The organism is Streptomyces sp. NBC_00986, assembly GCF_045162565.1.
Classification (GTDB): domain Bacteria; phylum Actinomycetota; class Actinomycetes; order Streptomycetales; family Streptomycetaceae; genus Streptomyces.
Genome location: NZ_CP108733.1, coordinates 900,774 through 914,798 on the forward strand (window position 1 = coordinate 900,774; position 14,025 = coordinate 914,798).

A 14,025-nucleotide genomic window follows, 5' to 3' on the forward strand; every position below is an offset into this window, starting at 1 on the left:
ATGTGGTGCGGTGCGCCGACCGGGCAGAGTGGGAGCGCAGGTCACGGTCGTCATTGGGCCAGCCCGGCGCCGCTTGAGGATGCGGTGGAGCGTGTGCCGCCGGCCGGGATCCGGGCGCGGACGGCGTCGAGGGTCGAGGCCAGTGCGATGGTCTCGTCCAGGGTCATGACCGGGCTTTCGGTCAGGCCGTGAGCGAGGCAGCGGTGAACCTCGTCGATCTCGAACCGCAGCCCGTTGCCCTCGTAGGAGGCATCGATCCGCTCGGACCCGCCCGTGTGCGTGGTGACGGTGAGCGCCTGGGGCCAGTGCATGGGCGCCGGGATGTCGATGGTGCCGTCGCTGCCCGCGATGCGAGCGGTGCATGACATGCTCGTGCGGATCGCCGCCTTGACCACTCCCAGTCCCCCGCCGGAATGGCGGAGCACCGCTGCGACCTGCTCGTCGACACCGGTCCGGCCGATCTCGCCGTCCGCGACGACATGCACGACCGGGCCCAGCACCGACAAGCAGAGCTGAACGGGATAGATACCGAGATCGAGCAGGGCGCCGCCACCCAACTCCGGCCGGAAAAGGCGGTGCGCGGGATCCACCGGCATCCGGAACCCGAAGTCGGCCTCCACCAGGAGCGGCTCGCCGATGCGGCCGCTGTCGAGCACGTCGACCAGCGTGCGGTAGGACGGCAGGAAACGGCTCCAGATCGCCTCCATCAGGAACAACCTCCGTGCCCGGGCCTCGTGGGCCATCCGCCGGGCCTGCTCGGCGTTCAGCGCGAAGGGCTTCTCGCACAGCACGTGCTTGCCGGCCGCGAGGAAGGCGACGGTGTCCTGCTCGTGCCGTGACGGCGGGGTCGCCACATAGACCACGTCGACATCCGGGTCATCGGCCATGGCGGCAGCTTCCCCATACCTGCGCGGGATCCCAAACTTGTCTGCGAATGCCTCCGCCCGTACAAGCGAGCGGGATGCCACCGCGACGATCTCGCCGCCCTCGACGGATCCCATCGCCTCGGCGAACCCGGCCGCGATGGTGCCTGGCCCCACCACACCCCAACGGATCACCGCCGTCTCCCTCCCGCCGTCGACACGATGTCCGCAGCGGCGACCAGGCGAACCCGGCCGCCGCCGGCTGGGCCCGCCAGCCGAAAGTCACCGTGATCTGGATGGTGCACGTGTTGTTCTCCGCGCCGGCGATCTGTGGCAACCGGCGCCACGCGCCTGTCCGGCCGTCGGCGGGACCGTGCCGGAGTCCGGAAGCCTTCTCCGACCAGCGCAGGCGGGCCCATGCGTCTCATGATCTGCTCCCAGCAGAAGAAGGGTCTTCCGCCATGAACTGCAGGCGCTTGGCCCGGCGTAGGCGCTGCTTCTTCGGGTCCGCGACGGGAGCCGCCATCTGCAGCTTGCGGGTGTAGGGGTGCTCGGGGTTCGTCGCGATGTCCTGTGCCTTGCCTATCTCGACGATGCGCCCCTGGTGGAGGACTGCGATGCGATCGCTGATCTCGTTCACGACGCCCAGGTCGTGGCTGATGAACAGGTACGCCACACCCGTCTCGCGCTGGAGGTCATGAAGGAGTGTGAGAACCCTGGCCTGTGTGGTCACGTCGAGGGCGCTGGTGGGTTCGTCGCAGATGATGACCGAGGGGTCGAGGGCGAGTGCCCTGGCGATGGCGATGCGCTGCCGCTGGCCGCCGGAGAACTCACGGGGATACCTTCGGCCGGAGTCGGCCGGGAGGCCGACGGCCTCCAGCAGTTCCCGTACACGCGTCCGTCCGTGGCCGGAACCGGTGGCGAGGAGGGGTTCGACCAGGATGTCCTCGACCGCCATCGACGGGTTCAGCGAGGAATACGGGTCCTGGAACACGACCTGGATGTCACGCGCGACCTTTCGCCGTCTGGCCCGCGAGATGTTGCTGATGGTCTCCCCGCGGAAGGAGACGGAGCCCGCTGTCACCGGTGCGAGCCCGAGAACAGCACGGCCGATCGTCGTCTTGCCCGATCCGGACTCGCCCACCAGGCTCAGCGTCTCCCCCGCGCTCAGCTCGAAGGAAACGCCGTCGATCACCGTGCTGCCGGTGCCCCGACGTCCGCCGTAGCGTACGACGAGCTCTTCGACCTTCAGGACCGGCTCTGCCACCTGTGTCACACCTCCGCGATCTCGACACGGCGTGCTGACGAGAGCAGTTCCTGTGTGTACTCCTCAGCGGGCGCTTCGAAGAGCACGTCCACCTCGCTGCGCTCCACAATCAATCCGTCCTTCATCACGCTGACCGTGTCGCAGAGGTCCGCCACGACGCCGAGATTGTGGGTCACCAGAATCATCGCGAGTCCGCGCTCGTCGCGCAGCTCGCGCAGCAGTTCCAGCACCTCGGCCTGCACGGTTACGTCCAGGGCGGTCGTCGGCTCGTCGGCGACGATCAGCTCCGGGTCGGAGGCGACCGCGCCGCAGATGAGTACGCGCTGTGCCATGCCGCCGGAGATCTGGTGCGGGTACTGCCGGAAGACCCGCTCGGGGTCCTTGATCCCGACCCGCGCGAGCAGGGCGAGCAACTCTCGCTCGGCTTCGCGCTTCGTCATCTTCTTCACCGCGCGCAGCCCGTGGACAAGCTGCGCGCCGATCGTGAAGCAGGGGTCGAGGTTCGACATCGGCTCCTGCGGCACGTACGCGATGCGCCGGCCACGCGCCTGGCGCATGTGGTCCTCGCTCGCCAAGAGGTCCTCTCCGTCCAGCAGGATGCTTCCGCCGAGGATGACCGCCTCGCGGGGCAGGATGCCCAGCGTCGAGAAGGCGATCTGCGACTTGCCCGACCCGGACTCGCCCACCAGACCGTGGATCTCGCCGCGCCGTACGGCCAGATCGACGCCGTGGACCACCTCCCGCACACCGTCGTCACCATCTGGGTACGCGATGCGCAGGCCCCGGATCGACAGCACCGCATCCGCTTCGGGTGCCGACCGTTTCCCTGCTTCCGGCCCGGCTGACCCACGCGCCTGCCCGATCACCTCCCTGAGTTGGCGGGACGACAGAGTCTTGCTGTGCTGGGACGACTGAAGCACGTCGCGAAGGGCGTTACCGAGCAATACGAGCGCCAGGACTGTCAGGCTGATGAGGAGGGCCGGCCACAGGACGCCAGCCTTGTTGTTGTAGAGGTTGCCGAAGGATTCCTGCAACACACCGCCCCAGGACGCTTTGTCGGGATCGCTGAGACCGAGGAAGCCCACGCCGGCATCGATGCCGATGCCCGCGGCGAGGACGAACGAGCTGTGGATGACAACTGGTGCACGAACCGCCCAGAGCACGTGCCGGCCGACGATCCGTAGGTCGGACAGGCCGACCACCTTCGCCGCGTCGACGTAGAGCTCACCTCGGACGCCGACCACGACGGACCTGACGAGTCGGAAGTACGACGGTGCGATGAGGAAGCCGAACACGGTCATGGCGGCCACGATGTTGGGGCCGGTCCTGGCATAGAGCGCGATGAGCAGCACGATCCCGGGCATCGACATGATGGCGTCGGAGAGCCAGTTGGAGATGGCTTCGAACTTGCCCCGGTAGAAGCCGGCGACGAGGCCGCTGGTCACGCCGAGCACGACCGAGACGGCCAGGACGACCACACAGGCCAGCAGCGTCTGCCGGGTGCCCCACATCAGCCTCGACAGGATGTCCCGGCCCGATGCGTCGCCGCCCAGGAGATGACCTGCCGAGAACGGGGGTGCGTTCACCGCTCCGAGTTCCGCGACGTTGGGGGACACCGGTGCCAGCCAAGGGCTGGACAGCCCCAGGAAGATGACGAAGAGCAGGAAGGCCAGGCAGCCGACGCCGAGAGGATCGGACACGATCCGGCGGAGGACGGATCGATCCTTCGCGGTTGGCTCGATCAGCGGGTCGAGTGGCTGCACGGGCTCGGGCACACTCATCGTGTCCTCGCTTTCGGATTGAGCGCCGCATTCGCCAGGTCGGCCAACACGTTGACGACGAGCACGATGACGATGGTCACCAGGACTGCTCCCATCACCACCGGGACGTCGCCCTGCTGGGCAGCGGTGTTGCTCAGCTCGCCCAGGCCAGGGAGGGCGAAGACCTGCTCGATGAAGATGGCGCCGCCGACAAGGGCGATCGTCTGCAGGTTCAGGGCGGTGAGACCGGGGCCGGCCGCATTGCGCAGCACATGGCGGAAGACAACCCGGGACTCGCTGATTCCGCGTGCCCGCAGCGTGCGGACGAAGTCCCGGGAGAGCGTGTCCATGACCGCCCCCCGGAACTGCGACGCCGCGCTGGCGATCGACCCGGCAAGCAGCGCGAGCACCGGAAGCGTTATCGACTTGAGCCAGCCCGTCATGCTCTGGTCCGGGGACACGTATCCGGTCGCCGGGAAGAACCGAACCGAGACGGCGAACGCGAGGACCAGCCCAATCGCGACGATGAACGGCGGGACCGCCGCACCCAGGACGGCCAGGAACTGGACCACCCGGTCGAGCCACCCTCCACGGACGGCGGCCACGATGCCGAGCAGGACGCTCACCACAGCCGTCAGGACCAGTGCCAGGACGATCAGCGCGAGCGTCACAGGCACGCGCGACGACAGCGTGGACGTCACGGACTGCCCCGTGAAGAACGAGTCGCCAAGATTGCCCGTGACCACCCCTTTGAGCCAGTCCCCGTACTGCACGAGCAGCGGCCGGTCGAGTCCCAGCCGGACCATCTCCGCATGAACGTCGGACTCGGTGGCCTTCGTCCCCAGGACCGCCCGCGCGATCCCCGGCCCGTTTCCGAACATCAGCACAAAGGTCGCGAAGCTGACGACGAGCAGCACAGCCAGCGTCCGGACCAGCTTTTTCATCACAGAACCGAACACCTGCGGCTCCAATCGCTCATCCCGGTCGGTTACTTGAAGTCCCGCAGAAGTGGGTTGAGGGCGTTGAGATCACTCATCGTGGGAACGCTGACCTTCGAGCTGTAGGCGTAGAAGCCGTCCGGGTACACCATCGGAACAAACCAGGCCTGGTCGGTGATGTAGCGGTTGATGTCCTGCTGGGCGTCGGCCGACTCCTGGCCGGAGCTGGTCAGGACCTTGGCATAGAGCTTCGTCACCGTCGGATCCGACTGGTGCTCGACGTTCCAGATGCCGTCCGGCAGCACGTAGTCGGCGATGTCCTGAAGCGACTCACCATAGTTACCGAGCTGCCACAGAGGCATGGGGTACTTGCCACTGAGCAGTTCGCTGATGGCGTTCGGACCGGACAGCGTCACCTGCTTGACCTTGATGTTGAGCAGCCCCAACTGCTGCTTCACGACGGGAATCAGCGTCTCGAGGTTCTGGCCCTGCATGAAGGGGATCTCGATGGTGAAACCCTTCGCATAACCCGCCCCGGCCATCAGGTCCTTGGCCTTCTGGATGTTGTAAGCGTAGGGATCCTTGAGGTTCTTGATGTAGGCCGCGCTTCCCGGCCGGAAGATCTGGGCTGCCGGGGTGGCCAACCCTCGGTACAGGTCCTTCGCCATGGCTTCCTTGTCGAACACCATGTTCATGGCGCGACGGACGTCCAGGTTCCCAAGGGCCGGGATCTTCTTGCCCTGGTGATCCGTCACGAGCAGCCGGGTGGTGGTGCCGTGCAGCGTCAGGATCTTGAGCCCGGATGCCTTGGCCTCGTTGTACGTCGCCTGCGTGATGAGGGAGCCGTCGATCTGCCCGGTCTTCAGGGCGTTGAGAGCAGCCGTCTCGCTGGTGATCTTCTTGATGACGAGCTTCTTGTACGGGTAGGCCTTGGCGTTCCAGTACGAGTCGTTCTTGACGAAGCTGTACACCGAGCCGCTGGTGGTCGCCGACTTGTCCAATGTGTACGGGCCAGAGCCGACGGGCGCCTTGTTCACCTGTCCCGAGGCCAGGTATTTCGGGCTCGCCAGCTTCGCCTCGCACATGCGCAGGATGAGCGTCGGGTTCGGTTTCGGAAGGGTGATCGCCACCGTCCTGGCGTCCGGAGTGGCAACCTTCATCGCTGCGAAGCGGGCGGCTTGGCCGCCATGCTTCCCGATGTATCCGATGGAGGCCTTGACGGCCGCAGAGTCGACCGGTGTCCCGTCCGAGAACTTCATACCGGAACGCAGGTGAAACGTGACACCGGTGTTGTCCTTCTTGAACGTCCAGTTCTCGGCAGCGTCCGGGTGGGGCTTGCCCTGGGCGTCGCACTGGATCAGGGACTGATACACCGCCTCGCCCGTCCAGCCCTGATAGCCGGGCTGGTTCGACGGGTCCCAGCCCTGGATGTCGGCGGACATTCCGAGAGTGAGCGTGCCCTTCTTCCCTCCCGCACCACCCGATCCGGAGTCCGTGCTGGTGCATGCGCTCAGCGCCGCCAGGGTGGTCATGGTCGTCGCCATGGTCAGTGCTACGAAAGTAGGTCTTGTGGTGCGCCGCATGGTTGGCTCCTTCGGACGCGAGAGAGGCTCGGCCTGGGGTGTCCGCAGGCCGCAGCGGAAGCGTCCCGCGCCCAACCGAAAGGGGCGCGTACCGGACGAAAATGCTCTCTGGAACGTTTCAAATGGAGGCTAGGTAGCAGGCAGGGATGCGTCAAGGGACGGCGCTGTGATTGCGGGGTAACATTTCCGCAACGCCCTCGTAGTGCACTCTTCAAATGGCCACGTCACAGCACCTCTCACCTGGTGCTCTCCGCCAAAGGCGCACCTTCATCCGCACATCGACGATCGACCGACCAGTCGATGCGAGGTACGCGCGGCACTGTCGACTCAAGTCAGAAATAGATCGTTCCACGGAACGTCGAAGTGCAGACGGTGCTCGAAAACGGTCTGCCTTCAGGGCTATCGGCGGGCGGAATTGCGCGACGGGGCCGCGCTCGTGCCACGCGGCATCAGCCGTGGTGAGACGACGTAGTGCACGGGCTGGGTCCGGCCGTTCAGGCGTTCCAACAGAAGTCGCGCGCTCATCTGGCCCGTGAGGTGGCCGGACTGATCGACCGTCGTGAGGGAGACGCGGCCGATCGTCGAGGCGTAGACGTTGTCGTATCCGGCGATGGTGATGTCCTGCGGCACCCTCAAGCCGCGCTCCTCCACTGCACGCAGGGCACCGAACGCGGCGATGTCCGCGCCGGCGAAGACGGCCGTCGGCGGTGTCGGCCTGTCGAGGGCTTCCTTGACGGCCTGGTACCCGCCTGCTTCCGAGTAGGAGGTCTCGATGACGTCGGGCTCAAGACCATGCCGTTTCATGGCGCTGACGTAGCCGTCACATCGCGCGGTGTGGGACAGGACGAAGGGCCTCTTCAAACGTCCCGCCGGATGGCTTGTGTGCAGGATGCGCTTGTGGCCCAGTGCCACAAGGTGATCAACCATGAGACGCGCGCCGCCCTGGTCGTCATCCACGATCGTGTCGTAGTGGGCGGAGCCGCCGTGCCGGGCGATCACCAGGGTCGGCACTCCCGACCCGAGTTTCTCCAGCCACGAGGTGGCCATCGTCGGCGCGATGACGATGAGCCCGTCCACCTGCCGGTCGGAGAGCGCTTCGATGCTCTTTTGCTGGCGCTCGGTGGAGAGGCCTCCGGCGACGAAGATCTCCTGATACGAACTCGGCTCCAGTTCGTCGGCAATGCCCTCCGCGATCTCTGTTTGGAAGGGTGCGGAGAACTCGGTGAGCATGACGCCGATGGTGTAGGAGCGTCCTCGCATCGCTCGGGCGCCGGCCTGTGGCCGGTAGCCCAGCTTCTTGATCGCCGCGGAGACCTTGGCCTTCATCTGAGGACGGACACCAGGGGCGTCGCGAATCACGTTGGAGACAGTGGAAACCGAGACCTGCGCCTCCCGTGCGACGTCCTGGATCGTTGCACGGCGAGCATTGGGAGACTTTGACGCGCCGGTGGCGACACCAACGCCCCGCGACCTCGTCCCATCACCCGAAACACGCACGTCGTCCGGCAATTCAGGCCTATCAGCATCGTTTCCCACGCACGCCATGCTACAGCGCAGCTCCGGACCATCATTCGCCGATCACGGTTTCCTGAGCTCCGACATCTTCCGAAGCCCATCCGTTCGTGGAACGATGCAAAGCGCTGTAGGCCCCAGCGACGCGGCTCCTTCCGGGAGCCTGCAAGGTGTTTCTACGCGGCAACGCGGACGCACCGTCTCGGGCCCGGCCTCATGTGCTGAAAAGTCTGGAGACTCGCATGGCAGTGGCTGCCGCCCCCACCGCGCCCCGGTTCGAACACCGCACCGACGCTTCCCCCGTGCTTGGCATGGGCGCCTGTACACCCCGTTTGTCGTGGACCGTTGCGCAAGCGGACGAGGGCTACGAGCAGACGGCGTACGAGGTCGAGGTCACGCGGGACGGGAACTGCGAGAGGTACCAGGTGGACAGCAACGAGCAGGTGCTCGTGCCCTGGCCGGCCGAGCCGCTCGCATCCCGGGAGTCCGCCGAGGTACGGGTCCGCGTCGCGCACAAGGAGGAGTGGAGCGAGTGGGGCCAGCCAGCCGTCGTGGAGGCCGGTCTGCTCGACGTCTCCGACTGGACCGCGGCCTTCGTGAGCCCGACCGGCGTCGGGGATCTGCACTCACCCGCTCCAGTGCTGAGCGGCTTGTTGGAGGTACCGAGTGAAGTGGTCAAGGCACGGCTCTACGCCACCGCCCACGGTCTGTATGTCGCCACGCTCAACGGGCGCCGAGTCGGCGACCTCGTCCTGACACCGGGTTGGACCGCCTACCAGAACCGGCTGCGCTACCAGACGTACGACGTCACGGACCTGGTCCACAAGGGGCGCAACTCGCTGGATGTCCTGCTGGGCAACGGCTGGTACCGGGGCCGGCTCGGCTTCAACGGCGAACGGGCGCTTTACGGGGACCGGTTGGCGCTGCTGGCGCAGTTGGAGGTCACAACCGCCGACGGCCAGGTGCACATCCTCGCCACGGACGGCTCGTGGACCGCGCGCGAGAGCGAAGTCCTCGCCGACGACCTCTACGACGGCCAGCGCACCGACCTACGACGACGTGGCACGGGACGGCGGCCGGCCACGGGCGGAGTCGAGGTGGTCGCGGCCGACTTCAACAGGCTCGTCGCCCCGACAGGGCCTCCCGTCCGCGCCGGCCGGCTGTTGGCGCCCGAGCGCGTGTGGACCTCACCGTCGGGCCGGACCCTGGTCGACTTCGGCCAGGTCGCGGTCGGCTGGGTGCGATTGCGGGTTCGCGGCCTGGCGCCGGGCAGCGAAGTCGTCGTACGGCACGCGGAGGTCCTGGAGAACGGGGAACTCGGCACCCGTCCACTGCGCACGGCTCAGGCGACCGACAGCTACCTAGTGGCAGGCGGGGGTGAGGAGGAGCTCGAACCGTCCCTCACGTTCCACGGCTTCCGTTACGCAGAGGTCTCGGGCGTAGCAGGTGGCCTGCGCGGTGAGGACATCGAGGCGGTGGTGATCGGCTCGGATCTGCGGCGTACGGGCTGGTTCACCTCATCTCACGAACTCCTCAACAGGTTCCACGAGAACGTGGTCCGCAGCATGCACGGCAACTTCGTCGACGTGCCCACTGACTGCCCGCAGCGGGACGAGCGGCTCGGCTGGACCGGCGACATCCAGGTGTTCGCGCCGACTGCGACCTTCCTTTTCGACACCGCGGGCTTCCTCGACTCGTGGCTGGCCGACCTTGCGGCCGAACAGAATGGCGACGGCTCGGTCCCGTTCGTGGTGCCGGACGTGCTGCACACTCCGTCCCCGACCGCGGCCGCCTGGGGCGACGCTGCGACCGTCGTGCCGTGGGTCCTGTACCAACGCACCGGGGACCAGAGTCTCTTGGAGCGACAGTTGCCGAGCATGCGCAGCTGGGTGGATCGGCTAACCGAACTCGCCGGCCCCGACCGTCTGTGGACGGGCGGCTTCCAGTTCGGCGACTGGCTGGACCCGAACGCACCGCCGGAAGACCCTGCTCGGGCAAAGGCCGACCCTGACGTCGTCGCCACCGCGCATCTGGCCCGCTCGGCCGAGATCGTGGCCGCGACGGCCCGTGTACTGGGCCGATGCCAGGAAGCGGACCACTACCACGCCCTGGCGACCGAGGTCCGGGAGGCGTTCGCCCGCGCCTTCGTCACGCCCGCCGGACGCGTCCTCTCCGACGCGCAGACCGTCTATGCCCTGGCCATCGAGTGGGCACTGCTGCCCGGCGAGAAACAGCGCGCGGAGGCCGGCCGACGGCTGGCGGACCTCGTACGCGCCAGCGGATTCCGGATCAGCACCGGATTCGTGGGCACCCCGCTGGTGACCGACGCGCTGGCCTCGACCGGACACAGCGACGTCGCCTACCGCCTGCTTCTGCAGACGGGCTGTCCCTCGTGGCTCTACCCGGTGACCATGGGGGCGACCACGGTCTGGGAACGCTGGGACAGCATGCTCCCCGACGGCAGCATCAATCCCGGCGAGATGACCTCCTTCAACCACTACGCGCTCGGTGCGGTGGCGGACTGGCTGCACCGCCGAGTCGCCGGCCTCGCACCGGCCGCACCCGGCTACCGCGAGATCCTCGTCCGTCCCCTGCCGTCCGCCGCACTCACCTCCGCGTCGGCCCGGCACCTCACCCCCTACGGCGAGGCCCGCGTCGCCTGGGCACGCGCCGACGGGCAGTTCCGACTGGACGTACACGTTCCGGTCGGGGTCACGGCTCACGTGCAGCTGCCCGGTGCCACCACGCCGGAGAAGGTCGAGCACGGCGACCACCACTGGAAGACCGCCGATCCGGTCCAACTCCCCTCTGCCTCAGGCGAGTTCGCCACCATCCGCGATGTGCTCGACGACCCGATCACATGGTCCGCGGTCGTGGCCGCCGCCACGGACGGCGGCATCGCACCAGCCGGCGAGGCCCAAGCCGCCGGACGACTTGGAGCGCACCTGGACGCACCCGCCGCCAACCTTGTGCGGGCGCTCGAAGCAGATGAGTTCTCTCCCTACTCGACATCCTTCCGACACCAAGTGGACGCGATCCTCTCTCGGCCTGAGCCCGAAGCGCAGAACGCAGTGCCACAGCAGTAAGGCAGCAGGTCACGCCAGGCAGGCCGATCGACAGAGCCGGATTCTTCAGCGCTCTCCCGCATGCCTTCGCCGTCACCAGACCGCTGCCCAAGAGCCGCACCATCCAAGAGCAACCTAGGAGCAATGACGCCCCATGAGCTCACCCGACAATTCCCACCAGGACCCGACACCCGAAGCCCTTCCACGAAGGGCGTTCATCCGTGGGGGTGCTCTCTCCGTCGCCGCCCTCGTCGCCGCGGGCGAACTCGGCGGATTCCAGGCGCTGGCCTCGGTTCCGACCACCCATGCGTCGCCGCTGAACGCGGCGAGAGTGCCAGAGGCGGCATACGTCCGCGCCTGGGGCCTCGCACCGGACGGCCCCTGCGAGGCTGCAGCCGATCCCGAGTGCCACACCGGGCAGCCCACGGGCCTGCGCGGACTCGCCGGCGGCATGAGCGTGCCCGGTCTGGGCATCCCGCTCGGTGGCGTGGGCGCCGGATCGTTCCAGTACAACCTGTTCGGGACCTTCGGGCCGTGGAACATGGGTGGTTCGCAGTCATCGAACTGGTGGGAGATGCGCACACTCCCCCAGGCGGCGTTCCACATCCGTGAGCAGGTCGCGGGTGCCACGGGCGCCCCGACCGTCAAAACCCTCGCCACCCGGCACGACAACATTGCCCCGCAGCGCGACTTCGCCGGAGTCCTGCCCGGCTGGAACCAACTGGCCCCCGGTGACGGCACCTACGCCGCGCTCTACCCGTTCGGCTGGACCACCTACAGCGCGTTCCAGTCACAGGTGTCCATGCGGTTCTGGTCGCCGATCGTGGCCCGCGAGGACGAGCGCACCTCGATGCCGGTGGCCTTCTTCGACGTGGAACTGGCGAACCCCACCACAAAGGTGATCGACCTCTCGGTGATGTTCACCTTCCCGAACGCCACTCCCCATGACACGGGCACGACGCGCACCGGCTTCTACAGCCGGTTCGACACCGACGCCCGGTCGGGCGTCGCCGGTGTGACGCTGGGCTCCGACCACCCGACGAACACGCCCGACGCCTACAAGTCCGAGTGGACGATCGCCGCCCTGCCCGCCTCGGGCCAGAAACTCACGTACGCCACCTCGTGGGACGGGGCGGGCGACGGCGGCGACATCTACGGGCCGTTCTCCTCCACCGGCAAGCTGCCCAACAAAGCGCTGGACAACTCGAACTCGGCAGGCGCCGTCACCGTGAGCGCGCAGTTGCGGCCGGGCCAGAAGACAACCGTCCGCTACGCCCTGTCCTGGGATTTCCCACAGGTGTACTACGACGCCGCGCCCGAGGGTCGGGCAGTCTGGATGCGCCGGTACACCGAGTTCCTCGGCGCCGCATCGACGGCCTCCAACGACTACGTCCCGAACTCATATCCGTTCAAGCAGGCCTTCGCCATCGCCCAGCGCGAGTTGGCGCGGCACGACGACTCCCTCACGGCTGTCGAGGCGTGGTGGAAGCCGATCGCCGAGAACAAGAAGTACCCGGTGTGGTTGCGGAAGGCGGCCCTGAACGAGCTGTTCGGGATGGTCTTCGATGCCTCGTTCTGGGAGGCCGGCCTGGTCAGCAGCACCGTCACTCCGGCCCCCGGCGGTCCACGTCTGGGCGCGGAGATCCCCGGAACCCACCTCTTCTACACGATCGACGCCGGCAGCGGCGGTGCTCCGGCCAACGAGATGGACGTCGACAGCTTCGGTTACCTGCTGTACACGAAGCTGTTCCCCAACATCGAACTCGGTCGCCTACGCGGCTGGCTACAGCTGACCAAGCAGGACAAGTGGGGGCGCGTCCCGCAGCAGATCATGTTCGACACCGGCCCCTTCATCACTGCCACGGGTGCCAACCAGGGCGCCCCCTCGGCAACGTCCGAACCCGTCTTCGGCGCACCGCCAGCCGGCACCGACGACCTCGGCGCACTCTTCGATCCCGCGGGCGGCGACGCGTTCCGGGACTGCTTCCACAAGCTCATCTACCGGGTGTACGCGCTGTACCAAGAGACAGACGACAAGAGCCTGTTGGCCTACGGCTACCCCCAGATGCTGCGGACGCTCAAGCACTCGCAGTTCTTCCGCCCGCCCGGCTCCCACCTACCAGCGGATCCGCCGTCGAACAATCCGGCCAACACCTACGACCAATTGCTGGTCAACGGCCACGGCATCTACAACTGCCAGCTGTACCTCCTGTCGCTCCAAATCCTCTCGACGCTCACGCCCACGGCCAGGACCCTCGGAATACCCGAAGCCACGGCCTCGGTCCAGAAGGAGATCGACACCGAACTGGCGGCGGCGAAAGCGGAGTTCGAAAGGATCTTCTGGAACCCCGGGACCGGGCGCTATCGCTTCTCCGACGGTACCGGCGGGATCGATGGACGGACGGGCAACATCTTCGGCATCAAGAAGCCGGTGTTGCCCACGGACGCCGTCTTCCTGGACGCGTTCTACGCCCAGGGCATCGCTTCCCAGCTCGGCCTGCCGAATCTGATCAATCTGCAACGCGCCCGGACGCACTGGCACAACACCCTGGATGCCTTCCTGGCGCCCAAGGACTCAGACGGCATCCCCACAGGACCACCCATCATTCTGGACGAGAACCTGAAGCACTACCCGATGGACTACATCCAGCCTCCCGGCGGCTTCGTCCCTGAGATCGCCGACGTGTGGCCCGGCACCACCTGGATGGCGACGGCGGCCGCCGTCCACATCGGCCGCGCGACCGGCGACAGGAAACTCATCACCAAGGCCCTGAAGATGAGTGAAGCCGTGGCGAACCGGATCTACGACGACGGTGCCACGACCAAGGGCCATGCCTTCGCCACGCCAGAATCCTGGTTCGTGGACGACGTGAACATCTCCCGCTACGCGGCATACGCCCGAGCCCGGTCTGTCTGGCAGCTCGTCGACGCACTCGACCCCATCCCGCGCAGCCCGAAGTCGTCCCGACCCGGACAAGACTGAGGCCGCGGGAAAACGGACCGAGCCGGAGCGATCGCGCATGTCCGTGCAGCAAAG

Annotated in this window: 8 protein-coding genes; 2 read left to right on the top strand and 6 right to left on the bottom strand. The window is 67.1% G+C overall.

The annotated features are described in order from the left end of the window. Nucleotides 1-50 precede the first annotated feature (50 nt). From OG504_RS03965 to OG504_RS03990, 6 genes are all read right to left on the bottom strand, one after another. On the bottom strand, nt 51-1,058 hold the full coding sequence (locus tag OG504_RS03965) for a Gfo/Idh/MocA family protein (protein WP_405988419.1): 1,008 nt from the start codon (nt 1,056-1,058) through the stop codon (nt 51-53). Nucleotides 1,059-1,287: 229 nt separating this feature from the next. Beyond that, nucleotides 1,288-2,130 (bottom strand): ATP-binding cassette domain-containing protein, encoded by an 843-nt coding sequence (locus OG504_RS03970; protein ID WP_329348983.1) that lies wholly within the window; start codon nt 2,128-2,130, stop codon nt 1,288-1,290. Between the two features lie 5 nt (nt 2,131-2,135). Next, complete coding sequence (locus OG504_RS03975; RefSeq protein WP_329348984.1) at nt 2,136-3,911, bottom strand: dipeptide/oligopeptide/nickel ABC transporter permease/ATP-binding protein; 1,776 nt, start codon at nt 3,909-3,911, stop codon at nt 2,136-2,138. Further along, entirely contained in the window at nt 3,908-4,861 is a 954-nt protein-coding gene (locus tag OG504_RS03980) for an ABC transporter permease (protein ID WP_405988420.1), read from the bottom strand. Before OG504_RS03980 ends, OG504_RS03975 begins: the two co-directional genes overlap by 4 nt. Before the next feature lie 17 nt (nt 4,862-4,878). Next, nucleotides 4,879-6,411 carry an ABC transporter substrate-binding protein gene (locus OG504_RS03985; protein ID WP_329348986.1) on the bottom strand — a complete coding sequence of 511 codons (1,533 nt, stop codon included), beginning with the start codon at nt 6,409-6,411 and terminating at the stop codon, nt 4,879-4,881. 399 nt (nt 6,412-6,810) lie between these two features. Then, a complete protein-coding gene (locus OG504_RS03990; protein ID WP_329348987.1) occupies nt 6,811-7,947 on the bottom strand; it encodes a LacI family DNA-binding transcriptional regulator in 1,137 nt (378 codons plus the stop codon). Nucleotides 7,948-8,165: 218 nt separating this feature from the next. Between OG504_RS03990 and OG504_RS03995 the strand changes: the two genes are divergently transcribed. Beyond that, entirely contained in the window at nt 8,166-11,009 is a 2,844-nt protein-coding gene (locus OG504_RS03995) for a family 78 glycoside hydrolase catalytic domain (protein WP_329348988.1), read from the top strand. A 133-nt stretch (nt 11,010-11,142) separates the two neighbouring features. Next, a complete protein-coding gene (locus OG504_RS04000) occupies nt 11,143-13,971 on the top strand; it encodes a GH116 family glycosyl-hydrolase (protein WP_329348989.1) in 2,829 nt (942 codons plus the stop codon). Nucleotides 13,972-14,025: the final 54 nt, after the last annotated feature.

Bases quoted from the DNA above. Each gene is read 5' to 3' on its own strand.
- OG504_RS03975 (WP_329348984.1), bottom strand. From the start codon at position 3,911: ATGAGTGTGCCCGAGCCCGTGCAGCCACTCGACCCGCTGATCGAGCCA.
- OG504_RS03985 (WP_329348986.1), bottom strand. From the start codon at position 6,411: ATGCGGCGCACCACAAGACCTACTTTCGTAGCACTGACCATGGCGACG.
- OG504_RS03995 (WP_329348988.1), top strand. From the start codon at position 8,166: ATGGCAGTGGCTGCCGCCCCCACCGCGCCCCGGTTCGAACACCGCACC.
- OG504_RS04000 (WP_329348989.1), top strand. From the start codon at position 11,143: ATGAGCTCACCCGACAATTCCCACCAGGACCCGACACCCGAAGCCCTT.